Raw genomic sequence first — 22821 nt, forward strand, 5'->3', positions numbered from 1 at the left:
TGGGATAGGGAATCCCACACGGCTTTCATGGGCTGCATGATGTTGAACAACGGCACCGGGGTGCCAAGGGTGATGCCGTTCAGCGGGATGCGGTAGAGGGGCATGTCATAGACGGTGCCGCCCTTCCACATGCTGGTGGTGTTGATGGCGGGGTCCTTGGCCGTGCCGGTGGTTGCCTCTCCCTTGACGACGACGAGGCTGGCCGATTCCACGGATTCGCTGCCCTTTTCGTAGCGGCAGACGATGAGGTCGTTGCGTTTCATGCCCTGCGAGCCGTTGCTGATGATGAGGTCCTCGCCGCCGTCGTTGCTGACGTGGTAGCCCTGCATGACGAGCTCGCCCGACCCGATGGTGACTTTGTTCGCGGAGACGACGGTGATTGCGAACTTGTTTTGCATGTCGAGCACGTAGTCGTCCAGTCCGATGATGCCGGCGTGGAGTCCGGCGTCCTGGGCGGCGGTGACGTGCGGGGTGCCCGCGTGTCCGGTGACGAGGCTGATGGTCATGACTGTGCTCCGTTCTTCATCCACGAGTCGAATTCGTTGTCGGCGTCCTTGAGCTTGTTGACGTACTGCTCGTGGCAGCGGTCGCACAGCAGGTAGTCGTGCTGGCTGCCGTCGGAGTCGAAGCGGACGATGTTCCACCATTCCTTGAATCCGGGGTCGTCCTGTTTCTCGAAGTATTTGAGTGTTTGGCAGCGATCGCATTGCATGATGGTGCAGTTGTCCTTGCGTGCCATGGTGCCCTTCCTTTCCTGTTATTCGGCTTCGTAGTCGACGCTGACGGAGCCTTTGGCGATCTTGACGATTTTCTTGGTTATCGTGGCGTTGACGGTGATGCCGGTGATGTTGTCTCGGGCGGCGACGGTGTCGCCGACGTCGAGGCTGATGCTGTCGGGGTTGCGGATGGTGACGGACACGTCGCCCTCGCTCTGCATCTCCTCGAGCTTCTCCCGCGTGCTTTTGGCGAGTTCGTCGGCCTCGGCGTTGTTGTAGTCGTAGACCTGCGCGATCTCGTCGACGCCGGTGAACGTCTGCCGCTGGCTGACGTTGCCTTTGGCGTCGGCGTACCAGTGGGATACGACGCGGTCCTTGAGGTCGCCCTTGCCTAGTCCGATGAGGTGGTTGACGTGCCGCCATGTCCGGGTGGCGTCGAAGTCCACGAGGTCGCTGTCGATGGTGTCGCCATAGTGTTCCACGGGTTCGGCCCATATGTTCACGGATCCCGACCGGTAGGCGAGGCGGAGTTTCAGGCCGGAGGCGGCGCACATCTTCCTCATGCCCGTGTACGCGTCCGTGTACCGGTCGAACTGGTATGTTCCGACAGTCGGGTCCGGCCCGCTCGGCGGCTGCGATGCTGTGAACGTGCCGGCGAGTCCGATGCGGTTGAGAAGCTGGCCGATGACCGTGCTCGCCGGCCCCTGCACGGTGAGGTAGTCCTGTCCGATGTCGGGGGCGAGTATCTTTCCCGCGAGCATGCCGTGCCATGTTCGTCCCGAATAGGTGAGGGTGCTGCCGTCGCCGTCGAGCCGGTCGCGTAATGCGTCGACCACGCCGCCGCATTCGGATCCGTCGAGGTACGTGTAGGCGCCGGAGGGGATGTTCCGGTCGATGGTGAGTTCGAAGTCGTTCTCGTCGGCTCCCCACGCGCAGTCGAGTGTGTAGTCGTCGACGGCCATGCGGTCCACGTGGCCGGCGTCGGTGATGATGAGGTCTATGCCCATGGCGGTTCGCTCTCCTCCTCCCATACGGTCAGGTCGAAGCCGAAGCCCTTCCAGTTGACTGGGTTGTCGCCGGGCGGGATGGGCTGGAAGATGTAGGAGCCGCCGTCCCGTCCGCCGCCTCGGTATCCCTTGGCGAACACGTTGGACACGTCACCGTTCTCGGCGGTCATGACGATGGTGCGCTGCCTTCCCACGGCCGTGATGGTCACGTATGCTCCGGAGGGGATGTCCATGTCTAGACGGTACGTGTTGGAGCCGATGACGATCTGGGGGCTGCTGGCGGGGCCGAACACGACCATGGTGAATCCCATGGCCGTCGGCATGGGATTGGATGCCGTGGCGTTGCGCGTGGTCGGCAGATAGTCGTGCGGATAGTCATAGGGGTGGTCGAGGTCGAGGCCCGGCTGCAATGCGTCCGACCAGAAGTGCTGGACATCGCCCGCACGCCGCCACATGCCGTCGGACAGCACGACGGTGAGCTTCTGCCTGATGACGTTCGGCTTGATGTCGGAGGCCTCGGCCTTGACCACGTAGGCCGTCGCCCTCCAGCCATCCGCGTCCAGGACGCCGGGCGTATGGTTGGCGACGTCCGCGTCGAACAGGCGTCGCGTCCAGTCGAGCTTCTCCGGACAACGCAGGTAGGTGAGCTCTAGGCTCGCCTCCCTCGCGTCCCGTGTCACGCCGGACAGGTCACGGTAGCCGAGCGAGTACCCCCATGCGCGGCCTCTTATGCCTTCGGCGGTCTGCGCGAAGATATCGGGGCCGCTCATGGGAATCTCGTCGCCGGTGGTGGCGCACACGTACTTAAGCGACTGCATGCTTGCGTACCATCCTTCCGAATTCACGGCCGTCGATTTCGATGCCCATGGAGGAGAGCATGGCCGGCAGGTCGCCGTGCAATGCGGTCAGTTCCGCCAGCAGCTGCTCCAACGTCCGTGCCTGTGACGACTGGCCCGTGGCCGTCATGTCTCCGATGCTCGCCGTGACGGGCATGGCGATGGGTCCGACGCCGGCCTGCAGTCGTGTGGTCATGTCGGTGAGCGCGTCGTCGACGAGGCCTGTGCTTTGGGTGACGCCTTGGCCGATGCCGGCGCCGATCATGAGGCCGACCTGGTCTCGGAACACTCGTGATGGCGAGTGGATGCCGAGTGCGTTCTTGGCGGCGTTGATGGCGCTGGAGGCGATGTTCTTGGCTGCTTCGACGACCTTGCCGACGGCGTTTTTGATGCCGTTGACGAGACCGTTGACGATGTTGGCTCCGGCGGAGGTGAGCCAACTTGCGGCGCCGCTGAATGCTCCGGTGATCCTGCCTTTGATGCCGCTGATGGTGCTCACGACGGCGTTGATGCCGTTGCTGGCTGCGGACTTGAGTCCGTTCCAGATGCTGGTGAATACGCTTCTGACGCCGTTCCATGCGCTGCTCCAGATGCTGCGGATGGAGTTCAGGCCGCTGGTGATGGCGGTTCTGATGCCGTTCCAGATTGCCATGAATGCGCTGCGGATGGCGTTCCATACGGCGGTCCAGAGCGCGCGGATGACGTTGAGTCCTCCGCTGATGGCGGCTTTGATGGCGTTCCAGATGCCGGTGAACACTGATTTGATGACCTGCCATACGCCGCTGAACACCTGTTGGATGCCCTGCCATGCCGTGCTCCAGTTGCCGGTGAACACGCCGGTGAGGAACGTGATGACGCCGGTGAGGATGGTCACGACGCCTTGGATGGCGCCGATGATGGCGGTGATGACGGGCGTGACCACGCTGATGATGGTCTGCACGACGGCGGTGATGACGGGGATGAGCGCGGTGATGACGTTGACTATCGCGGTTATCACGGGGATGAGCAGGCCGACCAGCGTGGTGATGATGGTCGTGATGACCGGCAGGAACGCGACGATAGCAGCGGTGATGGTCTGGATGACCGGGACGAGCAGGCTGACGAGCGTGGTCACCAGTTGGATGATGATGGGCATGACCTGCATGACCGCGCCGATGATCGCCTGGATGACGGGCACGAGGGCAGTCACGAGGGTGGCGACCAGTTGGGCGATGACCGGGGCGATCTGCGCGATGGCCTGGGCTATCGTCGTGATGACCGGGATGATGGCGCTGACCAGCATGGTCGCCAATTGCGCGAGGGCGGGCAGTATCTGGGCGGCGACCTGGATGATGGCCGTGAACGCCGGGATGAGCGCGCCGATGATCGCGGTCGCCGCCTGGACGAGAGGGCCGATGAGCGCGGCGCCGAGCTGGGCGAACGCGGAGACGAGCTGGCCTAGGACCGGGGCGAGCTGGGCGAACGCGTCGGATATCTGCGCGACCATGTCGGCGACCATGGGAGCGGTGTCGGCGAACGCCTGCGAGAGCGCGTCGCCCAATTGGCCGAACGCGTCCATGAGTGCGGGCAGCTGCGCGAGGATGGGCTGCATCATCGTGGTGAACAGCCCGCCCAATTGGGCGAGGACGGGCGCGGCCGCCGAGGCGAGCGCGCCGAACGTCTCGGCCAGTTTCGGCCCGACCTGCTGGAGGATGGGGCCGACCGTCCCGGCGATGGCCTTGAACCGTCCGGCGATGGCGGTGCCGAGCGTGGCGAGCACGGGGCCGATGGCCTTCACGATGCCGGTGAACGTGTCGACGAGCCCCTGCACGAGCGACTGGAGCGCGGGCATGGCGGCCTGCCATGCCGCCTGCACCTTCTGCCACAGGGGCTGCAGGTACTGCATGAGCGACTGCCATGCCTTGCGGCCGGTCTCGGTCTTGGTGAAGAACACGGCGAGCGCCGCCACGATGGCCGCGATGGCCGTGGCCACGAGGATCAGGGGGTTGGCCTTCATGGCCGTGAACAGGGCCTTGAGGCGTCCGGACGCGAACAGCGTGGTCGCGCCGAAGGCGCGTTGCACGGCGTTGCACGCGGTCGTGGCCGCCGTCAGCGCCGTCTGCGCGTTCTTCACGAGGGTCATGTTCGCGGCGAGCTGCCTGAGCTTGGCGGATGGTCCGCCCAGCCCGTTGAGGAAGTCGGTGACGGCCTGTGCGCCGTCCCTTACCTTGTTCGCGTTCGTGGCGACGGATTCGAGCCCGCTGCCCAGCGCCTTGACGCCGGCGTTCGCGGTTTTGAACGCGATGAATCCGGCGACGATGGGCGTGAGCTTGGGCAGGAGGGTGCCGGCGTTCTGGGCGATGAGGTTCAGCGCGTCGGCGATGAGCTTGATGGCCGTGGCGGCGGTGTCGGGAGGGATCATGCCCGACCAGTCGATGATGATGCCCTGGACGGTGGAGACGAGGCTTTTCACGGTGTCCACGGCCGCGTCCCATGCGCTTTGGAACGAGGCGATGGCGCCGTTGTCCTCGAGCCTGGCGTACATGTCCATGGCGGCCGTCCTCAGCCGGTCGAACAGGCTCGCGGCCGTGGGGATGGCGTTGGACAGGCCGGCCTCCAAGGCGGCGCCGACCTTCTGCATGGCGGGCTTGGCGGCGGCGGTGAACCCGTCGATGATGGGGATGGCCTGGTTGAACAGTTCGCGCAGGCCGTTGAGCACGGGCGAGGCGATGACCTCGCCGGTTCGCGAGAGCGCGGCCTTGACGTTCGCCAACGCGCCGGTGAAGGTCGTGCCGGCCGCCTGTGCGGCGCCGCCCAAGCCCTTCTGCATGGCGTCGGCGAAGGTCTGGAAGTCTATCTCGCCTTCGGAGACCATGCTGCTGACCTCGGCGCTGGTCTTGCCGAGGTGTTTGGCGAGCAGCTGGAGGACGGGCACGCCGGACGCCATGAGCTGGAGCATGTCGTCGCCCTGGAGCTTGCCTCGTGCGGCGACGGAGCCGAAGATGAGGCCCACGTCGGTGAGGCTGCGGCCGGAGATCTGCGCGGTGTCGGCGACGGTCTTGAGCACGTTGGTCATCTGCGTGCCGGATTTGACGCCGGACGCGGACAATGAGGCGGCGACGGTCGCGGCGTCGCCGAGGCCGAACGCGGTGCCCTTCACGGACTGCAGGGCGCTGTTCATGATGCCGCTGATGGACTTGGAGTCGTGGCCGAGGCCCTTGAGCTTGGCCTGGGCGTTCTCGATGTTCAGGGCGCGGGTGAAGCCGCCCTTGGCGGCGAGCGCGACGATGCCGCCGGTGACGGTGGTGATGGCGCCGAGGCCGAGTTTGCCGACGCCCTTGAACGCGCCGCCGAGCCGGGTGAGCAGGCTGGTGCCGCCGGTCTTGGCGGCGTTGCCGATGCTGGTGCCGAGGTCGCCTTCGAGTTTGCGGCCGAAGCCCTTGCCCGAGGGGGCGACCTCGATGTATACGGTGCCGATGTCCTGTGCCATCGGGGTTCCTCCCACGGTTGTGTCGTGTGCTGGATCCCGATGGCGGTCGGGATGCTATTCGGTTATGTGGTAGCGGTCCTTGAGCCGTTGGCGGCGTGCCAGTCGTTCCCTGCGTTTGCGCGGGTCCTCGAGGCGGTGGGCGCGCAGCGTGTCGTTGCGCCGGTCCTTCCATGGCCGGTATCCGCGTTTTTTGAGCAGGCCCTCGAGTTCGAGCCGGTCCCACATGGCGGTCTCGGCTCCCGTGGGTGTGTACGCCCAGCCGGCCAGTGCGGCGTAGGATGCGCTGGTGTGGTCGCGCAGGAGTTCGCGGGTGAGCTCCCATGCGAGCTGGTAGCCCATGTTGCCGCGGGGTTTGCGGTCTTTGGGCGCGTCGAGCCATGGGATGAGGCGGACGGGGTGCCAGAGGAGGCCGTAGCGGCTGAGCCAGTCGGCGGCTAATGCGCCGTGGTGGTTCTGGTGGAGGACGAGGAGGACAGCTGTTTTGGGTCGAGGCCCGACCCTTCGGCCCAGCCGCGCATGATGGCGCTGATCCAGCCGAGCGGGTTGCCGGCGCGGCGGAGTTTGTTCCACAGGTCGGGCTGCATCTGCTCCAAATAGGCCAGGAAGACGGCGGTGGCGTGGAAGGTGTCCTCCTCGCTCAGCGCGACCTTGCTTTTGATGATGAGGACCACGTTGACGAGTTCGATGGGCAGGTCGGCGCTGTTGAGGTTGGGCAGGCGCACGGTCGTGTCGAGGCCCTTGAGGCTCAATGTCACGTCGGGCAGGTTCTCGCGGGATTCGTCGATGTCGGGTTCGATGATGATGGGCTTGTCGCTCATGGCGGTCTCCTAACGGTTGGTTTTTGCGGCGGTCTTTGGTTGTGCGTGGGGTTCCCCTTCCGCGCGGAGACCGCCATCCACGCGCGGGAGGGGAAGAATCGGTCAGGCGCCTGCGGGGGCGGTGACGGTGACGGGCACGGTCACGGACTTGCCTCCGGCCGTGACGGTGATGTTCACCGGCTTGCCGGTGGCGGTGGCCGTCTTGCCGGTCACGGTGACGGTGGAGCCGTTGACGGTGGCGGTGGCCTTCGTCTCGTCGCCGCTGACGGCGGCGAGGGTCCAGCCGCTCGCGTTGGAGGGGCTGACGGTCACGGCGAACGTGCCGGATTTGCCGGCTTCGACGCTGAGCGTGTCGGGGTCGGCGGACAGTGCGGTGACGGCGGTGGCGAGGCCGGCCATTTCGGCGGCGAGCAGGCCGTACACGTGGAACTGGAAGCCGTCGGAGCTCTTGAAGAACTTGAACGTGACGTTGAAGGTGAGGACCTCGGTGCTCACCATCGTCATGTCGTCGCGGTCCGAGACCTGCGCCTTGCCCGCGGTCAGGACGATGGGGTTGCCGTACTGGTCGAGGCAGGCGAGCACGAGCCCGTACTGGCGGTTCGCGGTCGCGTCCTTGATATGAAACGCGCCATCGTCGTCGGCCTTGACGCCGAAGTACGCCTCGGCGATGCTCCGGCGGCATTCGATGCCGGGAATCTGCAAAGTCCAGTAGCCGGGCTCCTGCTCGCTGATGACGATGTCGCCGTTGTGGGCCTTGATCTCGGTGTCGTCGCCGGGCTCGGGATGCAGCACGGCGCCGTCCTCGCTGTTGTAGCCCACGGGGCGTGCGGTCTCGGGCGGCTGCCAGTTCTCGTCCGTGGGCGGCGTGAATCCGCCGTCGTCGAGCGGGAAGAGGAACAGGGCGTAGTCCTTGACGAGTTTGACCAGGTCGGCGTTGTTGCCGCTGGTGATGTAGCCGGTATCGGCCATGATGTTCGTCCTTTCGGTTGGATGATGGTTGTCAGACGGTGGACACGGTCAGCAGGAGGATGAGGTAGGCGCACACGGTGCCGCCCTCGTCCGCGAGGCGTATGGGCCCGCTGTCGAGCCCCATGGAGCATATGGGGTACGGCGGGCTCAGGGAGGTGAGATAGGCGCAGATGTCGGCGGCCCGTCGCTGCGCGGCCGCGTAGTCGCCGGTGCCGTCGCCGCGCCGCTCCCATACGCTCATGCGCAGGCGCACGTACTGGCTGACCGGCGTGGCCGGCTGCTGCGGCTCGCCCACGATCACGCACTCATGCTCCGGGTTGTCACGCGCGCGCACGCCGCCGAAACGCACGTCGGGGAATCGTCCGCGCAGCAGGGGCAGCAGCACCGGCTCCACACGCGGAGTCCGGACGGGAGGATGGAAGACGCTCATACGCGCACTCCCCCGAGCATCCGGGTGAGGGTGCCGTGCTCGCGTTCCACGGGCGCGGGGCATGTGGCGACCACGTTCGCTCGGTCGGTGTCCTCGTTGCGGTACACCTTGATGCGGTCGTCGCCGGCCGCCTCCGACCTCATGTGAGCCTCGACGTCGTCGATGACCGGTTCGACGGCCTTGTGGAGCACCTGCTGGTTGAACGCGCGCCGCTTCAGCACCACTTTGACGGGTTTGGCCATGGTCATCCCTCCCTGATTCTGACGGTTATGACGTCGCCGATGTGCTTGCCCCTCGGGTTCTCCCAGACGGCTGGGAGCCCGTCGACGGGCAGCATCAGGCCACGCAGTCCGATGACGTCCGTGTCGAGGACGCCGGTCGGCTCCTCGGAACGGATGTAGACGGTGTATCCGACGGGCACGCCATGAGAGCTTTCCGTCGGGCTCTCCGATACGGTGACCGGTGCGGCGAGGCCGGTGAAGCTGCGCCAGAGCTCCAACGGCCCCTGCACGGTGTTCCCGTCCTCGTCCTCGACCGGCCGGCCTCGGTACACGTCGATGCGTTCCATCACGTCACCGTGCCCGTCGTCATGTCGATGCTGTACGCCTGCTGTCCGCCGAGGCCGAGCACGTCCAGATAGTCGGTGTTCCATCGCAGGTATCCGTCCGGGCTCAGCCAGCTGTAGGAGTTGCTGAACGGGCCGGTTGTCTCGGTGGACTGGGTCACGCCGGTCTGCATGCCGGCGACCTGCTGCTCCATGGCCGTGCGCACCATCTGGCAGCAGATGATTGCCAGCCCGCGCGCATGGGCCGTCTCCCACCCGCTTTCGCGGGTCTCGGGGTACGGGGCGATGCGGTTGCGGATGATCTCCGACGCATCCTCCAGCAGCTCGCCGGCCTGCGTCCGTTCGGATTCGGTGAGCGTGTGCCAGCGTTTCTCGAGGTCGTCGACCGTCGCGAACGGCGGCGACGAGCCGCTACCGGTGTCGTCGGCCATGATGCTCCTCCTTAGCTGAGTGGTGTGAGTGTGAACGCGTCGTAGCGGACGTAGCCGTTGGATGGAGAGACGGTCAGGGTCGCGGTCGTTGCGCCGGACGGTACGGGTATCTCGTGCTGGAACACGTGCCATTGGTCGTCGATGCCGGCCACGTCCACGATCCATGGGTCGCCCGTGTCGAAGTCGACGCGCAGTCGGGTGACACGGTGCTTGTCATACGAGTTCGCCGCATAGGAGAGCCCCATTTTCGTTCCGGCCGGCAGCGTCACCTGCTGGGAGAAGGGCTGGCCGGAGCGGAGCATCCACTCGCCCTCATACGGGCTGATCCATGAGGCGTCGGACGCGCCGACCACGCTGCCGCCTGTCCACGGGGACGGGGAGCCGGATTCGAACCCGCCGTTGACGAGCAGGCTCACCGGCTCATACCCCCCCCCCATCGCGGGAGGTGAGCATGGGCGTGATGGTCGCGTCGATACTGTCGCCGACCGCCATGTCCACCCGCAGATAGGCGAGGTGACTGCCCTTGACGAGCGTTGCCTCCGGTGTGGTGGCGCTGTCGATTTTCGGCGTCGAGCCGCCTCCCAGCTCGTAGACGACCGCGTGCAGGCGAGCGTCCGAGGTTTCGGCGTCGAGCCGGTAGGTGCCGACCTCCAGCGTCAACCACGCGCCGAACCGTGTGCTCTCGGCCGTGGCCGTGCCCTGTATGCGCCATGTGCCGTCGCCGAGAGACGTGAGAGCCAGCCCGTTGCCGCTCGTCTGATTGGGGCGCGTCCACCACAGGTTCGTCAGGATTTTGGGGCCATGATTCCGGCCGCCACCAGCGCGTCACGCAACGCGATGAACTCGGCCTTGGTGGGCGCGTCCCCCGCGGGGTCCGCCACGTAGGCGGCGCGCTTGACACCGCCCAACGCGGTGCCGGCGGCGGGCAGCGTGTACGGCGTGCCCGCGCCGATGGCCGTGCGCGCCGCCGCCGCATCCGTGGCCTTGAGCACGGCACGGCCGGTGGCGGTCGCTCCCGAGAGCGTGTCCGCGGTCGGAGCGGCCGGCACGGTGGGGATGACTCCCTTGGCGAGCTTCGCGGCGGTGACCTGTCCGTCGCCGATGGCGGCCGTGTTCACCGCTCCCGCGGCGAGCATCGCGCTCGTGATGCTGCCGTCCGCAGGCGTGGACGGCGTGGACGAGCCGCCGGTGATGTCGACGGGGTTGCCGTCGTCGTCGAGGAACTGGGTTTCGATGACGGCCTGATGGGCGTCATTCGTGACGCCGCTGGCCAGATGGTGGAATTCGACGGCCTGGCTCATCACTTGCCCGCCTTCGTGGTGGGCGCGTCACCCTCGACCACGGCGAAGCGGTCCTCGAAGATGTACCACGCGTACAGGATCTCCAGGCGGAGCGCGATCTGGTTGTTGCGGCGCAGGTCGCCCTGGCCGTCCGGGTCGCCGTAGGTGATGGTCTCCAGCGGCAGGTTGCGCTGGACGCCCCAGTAGATGCCGTTCTTCCAGTCGCCGACGATGGCGCCGACCTTCGGCACCGTGTAGTTCTCGCCCTCGGCGGGCGCGGTGAACTCGGGAGCGTTCACCGTGGTGGTCACGGACGCGGGGATGCCCTTGAAGCTGCTCATGGTCACGCCGTATCCCAGCTCCGGGTAGAGGGGGCGCTTCTGCGTGTCCTTCAGCGTGGCGAGGTCGAACGCGAAGCCGCGGCTCATGGCGATGCCGTTGACGTCGTACCCCTCCTTGTCGTCGAGGATCAGGCCGATGGCCTGTTCGACGTCCACGTCGGGCTGCGCGGTGCGGGCCACGCGCTTGGTGGTCTTGTTCAGATAGTTCGTCCACGCGGTGATGGGCTTGCCGGTCAGCGGGTTGAGCGTATAGAACGCGCCGAGGTCGAGAGCACGGGAGAGGGCCTTCGCACCCTCGTCGGCGAGCTTGTTGATGACGCCGAGCTGGTAGTCGGCGTCCGCCCACTGCACCTCCTGGTTGAAGCGCATGGTGACCTGCACCTTGTGCGGGGTGGCGTGGACCACTCCGAACGAGCCGGTCGTCGCGGACTTCTGCGCGCCCTCGTCGATGAACTCGGCGCGGGGACGGTTCTCGAACGTGACGATGCTCACGTCGCCGAACCGCATCGCCTTCTGCTGGCTCAGCACGCCGATGGCGCTGCCGGACTGCACCTGGTCGACGATGCCGTCCGCGATCTGGGTGGGCATCGACTTGATGCCGCCGGTTCCGAATACAGCCATGATGATGGCCTCCTTGATGGGTTGTCTGGTGTTTGCGGGTTAGTTGGAGAACACTCCCGCCGCATACTGCAGCAGGTCGTTGGGGGCGGACTGCGGATGCCGCCCGGGATCCGTGACCTTCGGCAGCTGCCTGCCGGTCCTGGCCTCCACGTAGTCGCCGATGGCCTTCGCGTGCTCCTTCATGGCTTCGAGCGAGTCGCCGACGATGAGGTTCGCGGGCAGCCCGGTTTCCTCCGCCACCTGCGAGCGCCATGCCGCGGCCTGTTTCTCGGCCTTCAGGGCGTCGAGCTCCTTCTGGAGTTTCGCGGTGCGCGCCTCGGCCTTCTGCTGTTCGGTCATCTGCGCCTCCTTGAGCTGTTGCAGCTCGTCGGCGGCGGCCTTGTTGTCCTTGGCGCGCTTCTCCCACTCGCGGGAATGGGATACGGCCTCGCGGTACTTCGCTTCCCAGTCCATGGGCTGCTCGCCGTGCGGCTCGCCCGCGCCCTGCGACTGGTCGGTGTTGTCGGCTTCGTCGGCCATGTGTTCCTCCTATGGATGTTGATGGGGCCCGTTCCGGGCATAAAAAAACCACCCGTGCGGGTGGTTGGGGTAATAGAAAAGCCACCATAAGGTGGCTTCGGAAATCAGACGACGGCACCTTCGGGAATCTTGTCCCATGGGCGGGGCTTGCCATCGACAAGGCATTCGATGGCCATCTTCTTGGCCTCTTCGTCGTTCCGGGGGTTCTTCGGATCGTTGAAATGATAGATGGAATCACCATTGAATTCGCCTGCATAGCAGGCCAGAATATCCTCCAGAGGCAATACGGCGAATTCCGGGGACGCGAACATTGCCTGCTTTGAGGGGTAATCAGACAGGCAGGGATAGTATCCGGGGTCTCCTGGTTTCATGATGCCATACTCCTTATCATATCTTGGAACATTCTATAGCTTTTCGGGAAGTAACTCACGAACAGTCTCCAGGTGTTCTCGTTGGCGAGATGACCGGAGAGCATTTCTGCGAACGCCTCCGTCTCCACGGAATGATTCCTGAAGTACCCGACCTCATGTTTCATCAAGGAGTACGGATGCCACCTATCCTTCAACGCGAACTCGAGGATGTCGTCCACATCGAAATCCGTGCCCTTGCCTTGCGCATGGATCTCGTCGGCGAGCGCCTTCATGGCGATTTTGTCGTCGACGTGTTCCTCGAATAATGCGTCATCAATAGCATGAAGAACCGTATCTCGGTATTCTTTCATACCCATGTATTTGACGATTTCACTGTGTTTGATGAGTCCGAGGTCGGCGAGTCGATGCAGGTAACGACCTTCCGCGTATCCGCGTTTATCTACTTCGTTGCGGATGCTTTCGAGCTGGCGTTGGATATCCGGCCATGCCTTCTTCCTTGCGGATTCAAGCGCGTTGTCCCCGTCTTGCTGGAGGAGAGCTTTGAAGCCGTTGCCGTTCTTGTCGCGGTAGGTCTGCGAATAGTAGAGACGGCCGTTGCCTTTGATCCAGTCGAGCATGTGGCCGGTCTCATGGAAGAACGTCTGGTATGGGGCGTGACCGTCCGGCGCGTCGGTCAGGTGGTCGATATCGAGGCTGATGCCGCCTTTCGCGTGATTGAAGTTCGGGGTGCCGCCGTTGTGTTCGTCGACGATGCGGTATCTGTTGGCATGGTCGGCCCATAGTCTGGCGGTTTTGACGTGTTTGGTGTCCGCGAGCAGCTGGAGGATGCCTGCCACGTCCTCGGGTTTGAGGCTTTTGTATAGGTCGCTGTCGACGCTGAGGCCGAGCGGGGTGCCGTCCTTGAGCGTGCCGGCGAAGATGCGGCGCATGGCGGACAAGGCGTCCCCGTCGTAGGCGTCGGCGGAGCTGATGCCCTGGGCCGTCTGATACATGTTCTTCCACTCGGCTTGCCTGTCGAGCAGGATGCTGTTCTTGCCCCAGCTGGGTACGACCGAGCAGTGGCAGTGGCCGTCGTGGAAGCCGGGCCCGAAGTCCGCGGTCTCCTGACTGCTGTATTCGAATCCTCGGCTTGCGAGCATGACGCAGAACGCGCACGGGGTGGCCGAGCCGCACACGCGCGCCCACCGTGGCTTCGTGGGGTCGAGCCTGATGTTGCGTTGCATGGTCAGGCGGCCGGACGCGGCGATCATGTCGGCGATGAACTGCTGCGCGTCGTCCACGTCCGACAGATCCGGCCACAGATCGTCTATGGTCATGCCGGCGCGCGAGCGGCCTTCCATGACCTGCTTGTAGGTCAGGCCGTTGAAGTCCGTGTTCGAGAAGCCGTGCTGGACCTGCCAGAGCGTGCGCGAGGGGTCGACCAGTTTGTCGTGCGTGAAGTCGGGCATCGGCTCCGACGACTGTTCGGCCCACAGACCGCGCAGCTGATCGTAGTATTCGTTCGCCATTTGGCTGGCGTCGCGAGCGTACTCGTCGACGAGCTCGTGGATGTCGAGGTCGCCGCGTTGGATCGCGGTCTCGATGTCGTCGGTGGCCGCGTCGGTGAGGTTATCGAGGTTGGCCTGGTAGTCCTTCTGCGCCTGTTCCAGCAGCTTCCGCAGGTCCCGGCTGTCCGGCAGGTTGTTCAGGTCCGCCATCGCCGGTCACCTCCTGCTGCTGTGGTAGGACACGCTGTTTGAGCTGTTCGATGCTTTTCTGCGCCTTCACCCGCTGCTGGTAGGCGCGGAACGACTGGATCTCGTCGAACGTGAGGCCGGCCTTCGTCAGGCCGATGTCGGAGTCGGCGAAGTCGGCGTTGACGCCGGCTATCTTCGCGTAGTAGTCGGCGCGGGCCGCGTCACTGATCTCGCGGGTCGGCGCCCATACCGGCGTGATGCGCGCCGTCTCCCCGGCTGGCAGGTTCAACGCCATGGCGACGGCGTCCTTCAACGCGCGGGAGAACAGGCGGTTCTGCCGGTCGGCCTCGCGGCTGAGTTTGCGTTCGGCGGCGGCCATGGCCTCCGCGCTTGCGGGGTTGTCCATGGTGATGCCCAGATCGTTGACCGGCAGCGACGTTTCAGATGCGACGAGCATGGCGATGGTGCGCAGCATGTCGGAGTGCGGCTGCATCGACGCCTGCTGGATCTGCTGCATCGTGGGTATCTCGTCGTTCTCGTCGCGGCTGACCGCGTTGATGGCGCTGATGAGGCTGCTCCACGTGTCCGATTTCAGGGCGGAGGGGCCCATGCCGAGGAACCATACCTTGGGGCTTGAGTAGAACTCCGCGTTGCCTTCCATGCGCACGAGCGTGCGGAACGCGATGTCGGTCAGGCTCATCAGAGGACGCGTGATGCGGCTTCGGCCGAACGGCCGGTCCAGCTGCGGGTCGTAGCACAATGCGGCCACGGTCGGACGCCCGTAGTTCGTGACACGGGCCTCGGCCGTCCACCGTCCGGCCTGCTTCGAGCACACATACAGTCTGTCGGGCATCCACACGTCGAAGCCGGTGATGTCGCCGTCCTCGTCCGCGTCGGTGATGGTCAGGGCGGAGCCGATGCGGTTGTGCAGCGTGTCCCACACGGCGGAGGACCATTCGGCGGAGCGCGGCGTTATCCGTGGGGTGCCGTCCTCGCCCGTGCTGACGGTCAGGAACGCGCACGAATGCTTGTACGCGCTCACGATGGTCTGCGACACGACCGTGTCCAGGGCGTTGGTCTCGAAGAGCCCGTCCACGTCGGATGCGAGCGCGCCGTCCTCGGCGGTGTCGGTGCGGAAGCCCTCGAAGGCGCTGAGGTCGGCGAGTGTGCGCACGGCCTTCGCGGGCCATCCGACCGGCGGGCAGACCATTTTGGATTTGATTTTGTCGGGCATGCTGATGCCGAAGTCCTTGAGGCGTTCGTGCGCGTTGTAGTAGAGGGTGCGCAGGATGTTGCCTGGCTGCTTGTCGTGCCATACGCGCAGGAGGCGTTCGACCGCGTCCCAGTCGGATTGGTCGATGCCTTGGATGCCGCGCGCAGTGGGCAGTTCGCTGCCGTAGAGGTATGGTTTGCCGCCGGATGCGGTGACGAGTTCGTTGCTGGCCATGTCAGATCATCACCTCCTGTCTGCGGTTGGGGTCTCTTTTGGTCACGCGCACGCCGAACATGGCGAGGGTTATGGCGACCAGCGGGCTGATGTCGATGTCGCCGCCGGTGCGGTTCCATCCGATGGCGCCGCCGGTGCCGATGTTGCGTGTGGTGGCGTTGGCGACGGCCATGGCGAGTGCGGGCTGGCGGCTGTCGGGCAGGTGGGTGAGCTTGCGGTCGCGCAGCATGTCCTGGAACATGCCGCAGGCGCGGCCCATGTCCTGCGCGTTCGTGACGGTGACGCGCACGCCCCGTGATCTGAGGTCGGGCAGGAGGGCGGCGGCTGGTGACTGGGCGTCGATGGCGACCGACGCGGTGCGTGGCCAGTGCTCCGTGATGTAGTCGACGGCCCACATGGTGCCGGCCGACTGGGTTGCCCTGAACTCCCTGAGTTCGACGTGCATGGTGCCGTCCCCGTGTCTGATGGCGCCGCCGATGGCGAGCGAGGAGCGGTCCGGCGGCATGTCCAATGCGTAGCCGACGAGTCCGTCGCGGTCGGGCTCGTCCACGGCCGTGTCTGCCCACCGCTTGGGGTCGATGGCCGCGTGGGAGCTCACGGCGTCCCATACGCCCAACGCCTCGCGGCGGAAGCTGTCGTCGGTCATGAGGTTCCTCATGCGCAGGATCGCGGTCTCGGACGTGCGTTTCGGATAGCTGGGGTTGGCCTTCGCCCACTGTTCGCGGTCGTCGATGTCGGCGTCCCGGTCGGCGGCGAGCTCGACGTACACCATGCCGTCGGTGCCGGCCAGTGCGGCGGCGCGCTTGCCCTCGAACACCTCGGACGGGTCGCCGGGCTTGGGCGGGTTGCCCAGGAACACGACGAGCGGGTCGGGCGACGTGTTGACGACGGGCAGCATGTTGTCCAGGGCGCGCACGGTGAGGATCTGCGCCTCGTCGAATATCTCCACGTCCACGGAATGCAGGCCTCGGCCGAACCCGTTCTCTCGGGCGCCGAACATGATGCGTCCGCCGCCGCGGAACGTGATCTCCTGCTGGCCGTTGGCGCGGCGGATGCGCTCCACGTAGCGGGACAGCAGCTTGTTGCGCGCGAGGTCGCACATGTCCGCGAACGTCTCGTCGGATGTGCGCGTGTGGTGGGCGGTCCAGATGACCTTGAGGCCGGGATGCAGGATCGCGAGCATGAACATGGCCGTGCCCACGGTGAACGTCTTGCCGATCTGCCGGCAGCTGGAGACGACGGTGCCGCCCTCGCCGCACGCGTATTTGCCGTCCGCGCGTCTGGCGAGCAGCAGGTAGAGCAGCCCCTGCTGCCACAGGTCGTAGTGGATGCCGGCCGCCCCCGCGGCCTTACGGACCTTGACGAACTCCGAGCCGACGATGCCGGTCGGCTGCTTGAGGGTCTGCGCGATCTCAGACAATCGACGCTCCGGCATCCTCCACCTCGCTTACGTCCTCGGATTCGTTCAACGCGTCGAGCAGGGGGTCGCCGCCGGCCATGTCGTGCAGCCGCTCGCACACCGTAAGGTACTTGGCCACGATGTTCGGCATGGCGCTGGCCGGCGTGTCCGGGTCGTCCACGTAGGCGCGGAGCCGGTCGCGCACGTGACGCAGCTCGTCCTCCATGCTCCCGTCCATCATCCGGTCGAACTCACGGCCCGTCAGTGTCGCCGATGGCTCCGGCTCCGGCCGTTTTCTCCTCGGCTTGGCCGGTTTCGGCCGTCCCGCCGATTCGCCCTTGGCCTTTCGCTTCTTGTAGGCGAGCTTGCGGCATGTGCCGCCCGGACAGTACTCGCAGCGTGCGGTGACGTTCGCGGGCAGCGGCTTGCCGCAATACTTGCAGCTTCGTCGCGCCATTTTCGTCACCTCCAAAAGGTCTTTTGCGTCGCCCACGGTGACGCAACGCAACCGTGGGGAGAGATTCCGACTGCACCCGAGGTTCGGGCGGCGGCCGGGGTGGGGTGCCTCCCCGTGGGTCGGTGGCGGCTACCAGTCGCCGCTGGTGTCGAGTGGCATCGAGGTCGGTCTCGAGTCGTGCGGGGTGTGGCCGTCGAGCAGTCGTTGCGCTTCGCGTCTTGCCCATGCGAGGCTCTTGGTGCCTTTGAGTCGGTTGCACCAGTTGTGTGCGAGGTTGACGTTGTTCCAGTCGAGTGGGTCGCCGCCTCGGCATACGGGTATGGTCTCGTCGACGGTCTTGCTCCATGGGTCCGGGTATTTGCGGGTTTTGTCGACGGGGCGGCCGCAGATGTAGCAGTGGTCGTAGTGTTGGTAGACTCGCTGGCATAGCTGGTCGCGCCGGTATGCGCGGCCCTTGCCTCGTCTCGGGTTGTTCCGGCTCATGACATGGCCTCCCATGTGGGTGCCAGGTGGGTGGGTGATGTGGTGGCCTGGACGGTATTCGAAGCCGTGACGGCCCGGGCCTCTGCATCCCTGTTGCTGCCGTCCCCACGCCCTCGCGGCGTTGGGCCCTTCGTCCTCTCGGGCACGCAGGCCATGCGGTTGTATATGCGTAGACCCCCGGTCCTTCTGGATTCCGATGGTCTACACTACTGCTGTTACGCAGTATACCACGGTGCGGCCCCAGCCTACTGCCGCTTGGAATAGCCCATCGCCATGGCGAGCACCTCACGCAGCGAGAACTCGTAGTAGCCGGCCTCGACGGGTCTGGTGCTGGGGAGTTTGCCGCGTTCTATCCAGTGGCCGATCTGTTTACGGCCGATGTCGTATCCGTAGTTTTCACGCAGCCATGCGGACAGCCCCGCCGGGGTTCGGGTGAGGTGGTATTTGTCGGCGGCCTCGGCGGTCTCCTCGCGCAATCGGTCGATATCTACGAGGGCTCCGCAGCGGCATACGCGCAGTGACTCCGTTTTGGCGGCCGTGACCTCACGCCCGCATTCGGGGCAGACGCCGACAATGCGGCGGGTGCGTGGCCGCCGGTCCACCAATGGCATGATGCGCTGGTTGGCGCGGGCGATCCGGCACAGGGATTCGCCGGCGTGCGCGGCCTGGCAGAGTTCGGCGAGATGCGATTGCATTCGGGGTATGAGCCGCTGCCATCGGTCGCTCCATGCGGCGCCGGTGTCGGCCCACGCGTCCTGCAGCAGGGTCTCGGTCTCGTCGAGCACGTCCTGCGCGTGCACGTTGATGGGCGCGGGCGCGGCCACGCCCTGCGCGCGGCCTGCCGTGTGGTCGCCGAGCCGGTAGGCGCGTCGGGCCACGGCCTGCAGGAGCAGCATGTTGCGGCGCAGTGAGTGCAATGCCCGCGCGTAGTCTCGGCGGCAGGCGGGGCACAGCGTCCACGGCTTCTCGACGGGATTGACATGGCAATGCTGGCATTCGGTGACGGTCAAGACGGTTCCCCTCCACGATGACGGCTAGAATGATGATTGCTGTCTTGCCCTCCGCCGCAAGGTGGAGGGTTTCGTCTTACTGGCTGCCGGCCGATTCCCTGACATGGTGGATGACCTGTTCCAGAGTCAGGAGGCTGCCGACGGAGCAGGTCGCCATCAGGGGCAGCCCTTTGCCGGTCGCCCAGTCGGCGCTCTTTTCGTGCTGGTGTTTCATCTCCTGCAGCCAGTCGAGCAGCTCTCCCGAATCGATGTCGCTCATAGATCGTCGCCTCCGTCCACGTGCGTCCAGTCGCAGCTCAGGCCGATGCCGCCGCCGGCGGCATCGATGCAGACGACGCGACGCGTGTCCCGCAGGGTGATGACGCATTCGCTGAAGCCGTGGCCCAAGTCGGTGCATTCGGCCATGTCCCGTCCGCCTCCCGCATCGGCCTGCCCACAGCCGGCGAGCGCGGTGATGATGCTGATGGTGGCGAGTGCGAGGGTGAGGGTTTGGAGTTTGTGTTTGAGTTTGGTGGTCATCGTGTCTCCTGCGTGATGTCGAGGGTGTGTTGTGCCTGGTCTCGGATTTGGTCGGCGAGGATGCTGGTGAGCAGGTGCAGGATCAGGATGTCCCCTCGGATGGTCTTGTCGGCTCCTTGCATGTGGAGGTCCAGTTTCACGTCGTCCGGATTGTCGGGGTCCAGTTTCATGGTGACGTGGCCATGCTGGCATTGGGTGCCGTCGCGTTCGTAGGAGAAGCTCAGCTGGACGTCGTTCACCCCCAGAATGTTCATGAGTTCGTTGAGATTATTGCCGGCTTCGCGGGTCGCGTTCATTGGTGGTTCTCCTTCAGTGGGTTGATGTCGGTCTCGATGCCGAAATGCTCGTAGGTGTAGTCGGCGCACGCCTCGGGCGTGTCCGGGTTCAGGCTGACCGATGCGATCTGGTCGGCCCAGTAGCGAAGCGCCCTCCTCAGCTCCTCGCGTGTGAAGATTTTCGCGGCGCCGCTCATGGCAGTATCTCCACGGTTTCGATGATTTCGGCGGCGATTCGTTGGATGTCCTCGGCGGTGCTGTCCTCGTCGCCGTAGAGGCATGGGGCGAGGCTGAGGTTCATCCGGTCGAGGGTGACGGCGAGCGCGGTGGCGAGGGTTTGCTGGCGGCTGGTGTCTCCCCGGTGGTCGGCCGCCAGCATCTCGACCTGCACGTGCTGCCATCCGGCTTGTTCGAGACGGCGCGCGGCCTCCGTGATGGTGGTGTCCTGCGTGTCCTTGCACGTGAACGTGACGATGATTCTCGGCTCGCTCATGACCGCCCCTCCCTTCTCGCCTGCTCGAGGATCGCCTCGACCTCCGCGCGCGTGGTGAACGGCAGCTGCTGCAGAATCTCGCTGATGCTGTAGCCGCGCTCATGCCAGTGCACGATCATGTCCTTCGTGACCTGTCTCACAATCAAATCCTTTCCTTCAAAACGTTGATGCTCCTGTACGCGATTGCAAGCGAGTTGCCGCGCTCGCCGATGATGATGGCGTCGATGGGCAGATCGAGGTCGGTCATGACGGCGACCGGTCCGATGCGGCGGTATCGCAGCCATCCGTCGACGGTGGTGCCGTTCCATGTGCGGGCGAGGTAGCGGCGTCCGTCGAGCTGTTCGGGGCCCATGTTCCGCCAGTCGATGCTTTCCGACACGTTCACTGTGGTTCCTCCGTTCCGTCGTCGGCGATGGCGTCGACGATGCGGCGGGCGAGGCCCATGGCGTCCCTCCATGCGGTGACGTAGCCGGTGCAGTAGGCGACGGGCGGCGGTCCGAGTTCGCCGGCGTCGCGTAGGGAGTCGATGGCGAGTTGTTCGGGGTCGTCGAACCGGGTGACGGGTTCGAGGTCGTCGGGATTGGTCATCGTGGGCCTCCCAGGATGGCGTTCAGGCCGGTGTCGGCGAGTGTGGCCGGGGCACCGTTGCGGTGGGGCCGGCCGCTGGTTTTTGGTTTCGACGGTTCGACCTGTCGGTGCACATGCCCCTGTATGGCATTCTTTGCGGCCTTCTCGGGGTTTTCACCCAGCATCCTTTGTCGACGGTAGGCCCATGCCTGAACGCCCGTTAGGCGGCGGTTTTCGCATTCGCGGTTGATTTGCGCCTCCGTGGGCTTCGCGTCGCGGCGCATGATGCGCGCGATCGCGTTGATGTCGCCCGGGCCGCACCATCGGCCCTCGTGGTCGGCCGCGTAGAAGCGCCGCAGCGCCTCCCGCGCCTCGCCGGCGGTAAGGGTCGGGTTGAGTTCCGAATGCCATGCGTCGAGCTGCACGTCGTCCCACATGGCGTTGCCGTGATGCGCGTTGCGCAGGCTCAGCAGGGCCGCGGCCTCGCCTTTCGTCAGCATGTTCCACCTCCGTGTTTTCGCTGGTATTCCGCCCTTTCGGCGGCTGTCATGTACTTCCACGTGTTCGCCATGTTCGCCTCCCGGTTCGCCTGCGAACGACTCTTCGTCGGCTGCGGGGACGCCCTGGCGGGTGTCGGGTCGCGTGGCGGCTGCGGGTCGTCGAGCCAGTGCTCGCCGTCGAGCCAGTTCGCCGGGGTGAGCGTGTACGCGGGCCGCCGGTTCGGGTCCTTCGCGTACCGGTCCGCCACGGCGAGCAGATGCTCGTGGCCGGTCTTGCGCAGGGCGCGCCGCCACGCGTCGAACGCCGTGCGTTTGCCCTCGCGGCGCGGATACACCGACCAGAACCGTTCGAACTCGGCCGTGTACTCGCGCTCCACGCTCCCACGGCCGCCGTGAGGGGGCTGGGGGAGTGAATCTTCGTTAGAAGATTCTTGGTTTTGGTTTTGGTTTTGGTTTAAACCAAGGAACTTCGCCGTGTGTTCGCCCGAACGTTCGTCCGAACGTGTTTCGGTGTTCGCGCGAACTTCGTCCGAACGTGTTTCGGTATCGGTCTTCGTGTTCGGCTTGGGTTCGCCGGAACGTTTCGAGGCGCGGCGGCGGCTCATGCGCTCCTTCGAGGCCTCGCGTTCGCTCTCGACGCTCTCGCGGCTGTTCTGGTGCTCGAGGTAGTCGTGGACCTGATAGGAGCCGTCCTCGAGTGTGTCGAACATGCCGAAGGCGACGAGGTCGGCGAGATCCTGTTCGTCGGCGCCGATGCGGCGCAGGGCTCGCGCCGTGAGCACGCCGTCGTTGAGCTGGTCCGAGCAGTAGCTGATCGCGAGGGTCCACACGGCGAACGCGTGCGGGTTGCGGTCGACGAGGTCGTTGACCTTGTCGTTGAGCCACAGGCCGTTCGACAGTCTCGCGTATCCGTTGCGTGCCATCACGCGCCTCCTTTCCGGCATTTATTGATCCAGTGTCTGAGTTCGGGGTCCCGCATCGCGGTGTCGTACAGGTGCAGGTTCGGGCCGGTCGCGGCCGAGCATTCGAGCGAGCGTTCGAGGCTCCGGCCTATGCCGCCGCCCTGTCGTCGGCCGACGCGGCGGCCCTGTGGGAACTGCTTGTTACGCATCGTCGCCGCCCAGGGGAAGCCCGTGGTTGAACAGGCGGAACAGGTCGGCGCAGTCCATGCCCACGAGCGTCGGATGATGGTGGAGGTCGTCGACGCGGATCGCGGCCGCCCATTCCTCCGCGTCGTCGGCGAGATGGTCGAGCAGGCGCCGGTGCGTGTCCCGTTGGATGATGGCGAGCTGGCGGCCGCCGGCCTTCCATCGTCGGTCGGTCACCCCGTCGCGCTTCTTGACGAGCACGGGCCAGTCGCTGCCCACGACGGCGGCCTCGTACAATGCCTCGTCGAACTGGGCGCGGATGTTTCGCGGCCGGCCGTTGGGTCCGTTGGCGGTGTTCTTGCATTCGATGACGACGGGCTCGCCCATGTAGTAGAGGTTGCCGATGTCGCCCCGGTCCAATCGGCCGTGGGTGCGCAGGCGGCAGATGCGCGGGTCGGCGAATGCCCATTTGAGCCATCGTTCCATCTGCGCCTCAAGCTGGTAGCCGGCCTGTTTGGCGCTCCGCATGCTTCG

At 65.5% G+C, this 22821-nt stretch carries 35 protein-coding genes; all 35 read right to left on the minus strand.

From position 1 onward, the window contains the following. Positions 1 to 506: hypothetical protein (locus tag CS006_RS10315; protein WP_207760050.1), on the minus strand; the 506-nt coding region annotated here is incomplete at its 3' end. Beyond that, positions 503 to 739 (minus strand): hypothetical protein, encoded by a 237-nt coding sequence (locus tag CS006_RS10320; RefSeq protein ID WP_100511759.1) that lies wholly within the window; start codon positions 737 to 739, stop codon positions 503 to 505. The genes CS006_RS10315 and CS006_RS10320, both read right to left, overlap by 4 nt. Positions 740 to 757: 18 nt before the next feature. After that, complete coding sequence (locus CS006_RS10325; protein ID WP_100511760.1) at positions 758 to 1723, minus strand: hypothetical protein; 966 nt, start codon at positions 1721 to 1723, stop codon at positions 758 to 760. Continuing rightward, positions 1714 to 2541, minus strand: coding sequence for a hypothetical protein (locus tag CS006_RS10330; protein WP_100511761.1), 828 nt, complete (start codon positions 2539 to 2541; stop codon positions 1714 to 1716). Before CS006_RS10330 ends, CS006_RS10325 begins: the two co-directional genes overlap by 10 nt. Continuing rightward, positions 2528 to 6028 (minus strand): tape measure protein, encoded by a 3501-nt coding sequence (locus tag CS006_RS10335; RefSeq protein WP_100511762.1) that lies wholly within the window; start codon positions 6026 to 6028, stop codon positions 2528 to 2530. Before CS006_RS10335 ends, CS006_RS10330 begins: the two co-directional genes overlap by 14 nt. Before the next feature lie 54 nt (positions 6029 to 6082). Next, positions 6083 to 6367 carry a hypothetical protein gene (locus CS006_RS10340; protein ID WP_100511763.1) on the minus strand — a complete coding sequence of 95 codons (285 nt, stop codon included), beginning with the start codon at positions 6365 to 6367 and terminating at the stop codon, positions 6083 to 6085. Positions 6368 to 6462: 95 nt separating this feature from the next. Continuing rightward, on the minus strand, positions 6463 to 6846 hold the full coding sequence (locus CS006_RS10345) for a hypothetical protein (RefSeq protein ID WP_100511764.1): 384 nt from the start codon (positions 6844 to 6846) through the stop codon (positions 6463 to 6465). 102 nt (positions 6847 to 6948) lie between these two features. Beyond that, the gene (locus tag CS006_RS10350) at positions 6949 to 7815 is read right to left on the minus strand and encodes a phage tail tube protein (RefSeq protein WP_207760051.1); all 867 of its coding nucleotides are present in this window, start codon (positions 7813 to 7815) and stop codon (positions 6949 to 6951) included. A 31-nt stretch (positions 7816 to 7846) separates the two neighbouring features. Next, positions 7847 to 8245 (minus strand): hypothetical protein, encoded by a 399-nt coding sequence (locus CS006_RS10355; RefSeq protein ID WP_100511765.1) that lies wholly within the window; start codon positions 8243 to 8245, stop codon positions 7847 to 7849. Further along, positions 8242 to 8487, minus strand: a complete 246-nt coding sequence (locus tag CS006_RS10360; protein ID WP_100511766.1) for a hypothetical protein — start codon at positions 8485 to 8487, stop codon at positions 8242 to 8244. Before CS006_RS10360 ends, CS006_RS10355 begins: the two co-directional genes overlap by 4 nt. Positions 8488 to 8489: 2 nt before the next feature. Next, entirely contained in the window at positions 8490 to 8813 is a 324-nt protein-coding gene (locus CS006_RS10365; protein WP_100511767.1) for a hypothetical protein, read from the minus strand. Further along, positions 8813 to 9241: a Gp19/Gp15/Gp42 family protein gene (locus CS006_RS10370; RefSeq protein ID WP_100511768.1), complete on the minus strand. Its 429-nt coding sequence runs from the start codon at positions 9239 to 9241 to the stop codon at positions 8813 to 8815. Before CS006_RS10370 ends, CS006_RS10365 begins: the two co-directional genes overlap by 1 nt. Positions 9242 to 9252: 11 nt before the next feature. After that, entirely contained in the window at positions 9253 to 9657 is a 405-nt protein-coding gene (locus CS006_RS10375; protein ID WP_100511769.1) for a hypothetical protein, read from the minus strand. A 4-nt stretch (positions 9658 to 9661) separates the two neighbouring features. Then, the gene (locus CS006_RS10380; protein ID WP_100511770.1) at positions 9662 to 9901 is read right to left on the minus strand and encodes a hypothetical protein; all 240 of its coding nucleotides are present in this window, start codon (positions 9899 to 9901) and stop codon (positions 9662 to 9664) included. A gap of 125 nt (positions 9902 to 10026) precedes the next feature. Beyond that, positions 10027 to 10542, minus strand: coding sequence for a head fiber protein (locus CS006_RS10385; RefSeq protein ID WP_100511771.1), 516 nt, complete (start codon positions 10540 to 10542; stop codon positions 10027 to 10029). Beyond that, positions 10542 to 11483: a phage major capsid protein gene (locus tag CS006_RS10390; RefSeq protein WP_100511772.1), complete on the minus strand. Its 942-nt coding sequence runs from the start codon at positions 11481 to 11483 to the stop codon at positions 10542 to 10544. The genes CS006_RS10385 and CS006_RS10390 overlap by 1 nt, the downstream gene beginning before the upstream one ends. A gap of 39 nt (positions 11484 to 11522) precedes the next feature. Then, positions 11523 to 12002 (minus strand): capsid assembly scaffolding protein Gp46 family protein, encoded by a 480-nt coding sequence (locus CS006_RS10395; RefSeq protein ID WP_100511773.1) that lies wholly within the window; start codon positions 12000 to 12002, stop codon positions 11523 to 11525. A 104-nt stretch (positions 12003 to 12106) separates the two neighbouring features. Continuing rightward, entirely contained in the window at positions 12107 to 12373 is a 267-nt protein-coding gene (locus CS006_RS10400; protein WP_133119567.1) for a hypothetical protein, read from the minus strand. Then, positions 12370 to 14070: a VG15 protein gene (locus CS006_RS10405; protein WP_100511775.1), complete on the minus strand. Its 1701-nt coding sequence runs from the start codon at positions 14068 to 14070 to the stop codon at positions 12370 to 12372. The genes CS006_RS10400 and CS006_RS10405 overlap by 4 nt, the downstream gene beginning before the upstream one ends. Beyond that, on the minus strand, positions 13982 to 15496 hold the full coding sequence (locus CS006_RS10410; RefSeq protein ID WP_100511776.1) for a phage portal protein: 1515 nt from the start codon (positions 15494 to 15496) through the stop codon (positions 13982 to 13984). The genes CS006_RS10405 and CS006_RS10410 overlap by 89 nt, the downstream gene beginning before the upstream one ends. 1 nt (position 15497) lies before the next feature. Then, positions 15498 to 16916 carry a terminase gene (locus CS006_RS10415; protein ID WP_341476075.1) on the minus strand — a complete coding sequence of 473 codons (1419 nt, stop codon included), beginning with the start codon at positions 16914 to 16916 and terminating at the stop codon, positions 15498 to 15500. Beyond that, the gene (locus CS006_RS10420) at positions 16909 to 17352 is read right to left on the minus strand and encodes a hypothetical protein (RefSeq protein WP_100511778.1); all 444 of its coding nucleotides are present in this window, start codon (positions 17350 to 17352) and stop codon (positions 16909 to 16911) included. Before CS006_RS10420 ends, CS006_RS10415 begins: the two co-directional genes overlap by 8 nt. A 129-nt stretch (positions 17353 to 17481) precedes the next feature. After that, entirely contained in the window at positions 17482 to 17835 is a 354-nt protein-coding gene (locus CS006_RS10425) for an HNH endonuclease (protein WP_100511779.1), read from the minus strand. A 245-nt stretch (positions 17836 to 18080) separates the two neighbouring features. Further along, on the minus strand, positions 18081 to 18845 hold the full coding sequence (locus CS006_RS10810) for a hypothetical protein (protein ID WP_163199651.1): 765 nt from the start codon (positions 18843 to 18845) through the stop codon (positions 18081 to 18083). Between the two features lie 76 nt (positions 18846 to 18921). After that, complete coding sequence (locus CS006_RS10435) at positions 18922 to 19104, minus strand: hypothetical protein (RefSeq protein ID WP_100511780.1); 183 nt, start codon at positions 19102 to 19104, stop codon at positions 18922 to 18924. After that, complete coding sequence (locus CS006_RS10440) at positions 19101 to 19364, minus strand: hypothetical protein (protein ID WP_100511781.1); 264 nt, start codon at positions 19362 to 19364, stop codon at positions 19101 to 19103. The genes CS006_RS10435 and CS006_RS10440 overlap by 4 nt, the downstream gene beginning before the upstream one ends. After that, positions 19361 to 19660, minus strand: a complete 300-nt coding sequence (locus CS006_RS10445; protein WP_100511782.1) for a hypothetical protein — start codon at positions 19658 to 19660, stop codon at positions 19361 to 19363. The genes CS006_RS10440 and CS006_RS10445 overlap by 4 nt, the downstream gene beginning before the upstream one ends. Further along, positions 19657 to 19836, minus strand: coding sequence for a hypothetical protein (locus CS006_RS10450; RefSeq protein ID WP_100511783.1), 180 nt, complete (start codon positions 19834 to 19836; stop codon positions 19657 to 19659). The genes CS006_RS10445 and CS006_RS10450 overlap by 4 nt, the downstream gene beginning before the upstream one ends. Beyond that, positions 19833 to 20132, minus strand: a complete 300-nt coding sequence (locus tag CS006_RS10455) for a hypothetical protein (protein ID WP_100511784.1) — start codon at positions 20130 to 20132, stop codon at positions 19833 to 19835. Before CS006_RS10455 ends, CS006_RS10450 begins: the two co-directional genes overlap by 4 nt. Continuing rightward, entirely contained in the window at positions 20129 to 20272 is a 144-nt protein-coding gene (locus CS006_RS10600) for a DUF433 domain-containing protein (protein WP_133119568.1), read from the minus strand. Before CS006_RS10600 ends, CS006_RS10455 begins: the two co-directional genes overlap by 4 nt. A 2-nt stretch (positions 20273 to 20274) precedes the next feature. Beyond that, positions 20275 to 20517, minus strand: coding sequence for a hypothetical protein (locus CS006_RS10460; protein WP_100511785.1), 243 nt, complete (start codon positions 20515 to 20517; stop codon positions 20275 to 20277). Then, positions 20514 to 20720, minus strand: coding sequence for a hypothetical protein (locus CS006_RS10465; protein WP_100511786.1), 207 nt, complete (start codon positions 20718 to 20720; stop codon positions 20514 to 20516). Before CS006_RS10465 ends, CS006_RS10460 begins: the two co-directional genes overlap by 4 nt. Next, the gene (locus CS006_RS10470) at positions 20717 to 21199 is read right to left on the minus strand and encodes a hypothetical protein (RefSeq protein ID WP_100511787.1); all 483 of its coding nucleotides are present in this window, start codon (positions 21197 to 21199) and stop codon (positions 20717 to 20719) included. The genes CS006_RS10465 and CS006_RS10470 overlap by 4 nt, the downstream gene beginning before the upstream one ends. Continuing rightward, complete coding sequence (locus CS006_RS10475; protein WP_100511788.1) at positions 21193 to 22122, minus strand: hypothetical protein; 930 nt, start codon at positions 22120 to 22122, stop codon at positions 21193 to 21195. Before CS006_RS10475 ends, CS006_RS10470 begins: the two co-directional genes overlap by 7 nt. A gap of 180 nt (positions 22123 to 22302) precedes the next feature. Beyond that, entirely contained in the window at positions 22303 to 22815 is a 513-nt protein-coding gene (locus CS006_RS10480; protein WP_100511789.1) for a hypothetical protein, read from the minus strand. Between the last annotated feature and the right edge of the window lie 6 nt (positions 22816 to 22821).

The sequence above is a fragment of the Bifidobacterium primatium genome, from assembly GCF_002802875.1.
Classification (GTDB): Bacteria; Actinomycetota; Actinomycetes; order Actinomycetales; family Bifidobacteriaceae; genus Galliscardovia; species Galliscardovia primatium.

Bases quoted from the DNA above. Each gene is read 5' to 3' on its own strand.
- CS006_RS10330 (WP_100511761.1), bottom strand. From the start codon at position 2,541: ATGCAGTCGCTTAAGTACGTGTGCGCCACCACCGGCGACGAGATTCCC.
- CS006_RS10470 (WP_100511787.1), bottom strand. From the start codon at position 21,199: ATGCTGACGAAAGGCGAGGCCGCGGCCCTGCTGAGCCTGCGCAACGCG.
- CS006_RS10385 (WP_100511771.1), bottom strand. From the start codon at position 10,542: ATGAGCCAGGCCGTCGAATTCCACCATCTGGCCAGCGGCGTCACGAAT.
- CS006_RS10340 (WP_100511763.1), bottom strand. From the start codon at position 6,367: ATGGGCTACCAGCTCGCATGGGAGCTCACCCGCGAACTCCTGCGCGAC.
- CS006_RS10360 (WP_100511766.1), bottom strand. From the start codon at position 8,487: ATGGCCAAACCCGTCAAAGTGGTGCTGAAGCGGCGCGCGTTCAACCAG.
- CS006_RS10445 (WP_100511782.1), bottom strand. From the start codon at position 19,660: ATGAACGCGACCCGCGAAGCCGGCAATAATCTCAACGAACTCATGAAC.
- CS006_RS10425 (WP_100511779.1), bottom strand. From the start codon at position 17,835: ATGAGCCGGAACAACCCGAGACGAGGCAAGGGCCGCGCATACCGGCGC.
- CS006_RS10450 (WP_100511783.1), bottom strand. From the start codon at position 19,836: ATGAGCGGCGCCGCGAAAATCTTCACACGCGAGGAGCTGAGGAGGGCG.
- CS006_RS10440 (WP_100511781.1), bottom strand. From the start codon at position 19,364: ATGACCACCAAACTCAAACACAAACTCCAAACCCTCACCCTCGCACTC.
- CS006_RS10480 (WP_100511789.1), bottom strand. From the start codon at position 22,815: ATGCGGAGCGCCAAACAGGCCGGCTACCAGCTTGAGGCGCAGATGGAA.
- CS006_RS10350 (WP_207760051.1), bottom strand. From the start codon at position 7,815: ATGGCCGATACCGGCTACATCACCAGCGGCAACAACGCCGACCTGGTC.
- CS006_RS10365 (WP_100511767.1), bottom strand. From the start codon at position 8,813: ATGGAACGCATCGACGTGTACCGAGGCCGGCCGGTCGAGGACGAGGAC.
- CS006_RS10475 (WP_100511788.1), bottom strand. From the start codon at position 22,122: ATGGCACGCAACGGATACGCGAGACTGTCGAACGGCCTGTGGCTCAAC.
- CS006_RS10325 (WP_100511760.1), bottom strand. From the start codon at position 1,723: ATGGGCATAGACCTCATCATCACCGACGCCGGCCACGTGGACCGCATG.
- CS006_RS10400 (WP_133119567.1), bottom strand. From the start codon at position 12,373: ATGAAACCAGGAGACCCCGGATACTATCCCTGCCTGTCTGATTACCCC.
- CS006_RS10395 (WP_100511773.1), bottom strand. From the start codon at position 12,002: ATGGCCGACGAAGCCGACAACACCGACCAGTCGCAGGGCGCGGGCGAG.
- CS006_RS10370 (WP_100511768.1), bottom strand. From the start codon at position 9,241: ATGGCCGACGACACCGGTAGCGGCTCGTCGCCGCCGTTCGCGACGGTC.
- CS006_RS10320 (WP_100511759.1), bottom strand. From the start codon at position 739: ATGGCACGCAAGGACAACTGCACCATCATGCAATGCGATCGCTGCCAA.
- CS006_RS10455 (WP_100511784.1), bottom strand. From the start codon at position 20,132: ATGAGCGAGCCGAGAATCATCGTCACGTTCACGTGCAAGGACACGCAG.
- CS006_RS10435 (WP_100511780.1), bottom strand. From the start codon at position 19,104: ATGAGCGACATCGATTCGGGAGAGCTGCTCGACTGGCTGCAGGAGATG.
- CS006_RS10465 (WP_100511786.1), bottom strand. From the start codon at position 20,720: ATGACCAATCCCGACGACCTCGAACCCGTCACCCGGTTCGACGACCCC.
- CS006_RS10405 (WP_100511775.1), bottom strand. From the start codon at position 14,070: ATGGCGGACCTGAACAACCTGCCGGACAGCCGGGACCTGCGGAAGCTG.
- CS006_RS10355 (WP_100511765.1), bottom strand. From the start codon at position 8,245: ATGAGCGTCTTCCATCCTCCCGTCCGGACTCCGCGTGTGGAGCCGGTG.
- CS006_RS10345 (WP_100511764.1), bottom strand. From the start codon at position 6,846: ATGAGCGACAAGCCCATCATCATCGAACCCGACATCGACGAATCCCGC.
- CS006_RS10335 (WP_100511762.1), bottom strand. From the start codon at position 6,028: ATGGCACAGGACATCGGCACCGTATACATCGAGGTCGCCCCCTCGGGC.
- CS006_RS10420 (WP_100511778.1), bottom strand. From the start codon at position 17,352: ATGGCGCGACGAAGCTGCAAGTATTGCGGCAAGCCGCTGCCCGCGAAC.
- CS006_RS10410 (WP_100511776.1), bottom strand. From the start codon at position 15,496: ATGGCCAGCAACGAACTCGTCACCGCATCCGGCGGCAAACCATACCTC.
- CS006_RS10390 (WP_100511772.1), bottom strand. From the start codon at position 11,483: ATGGCTGTATTCGGAACCGGCGGCATCAAGTCGATGCCCACCCAGATC.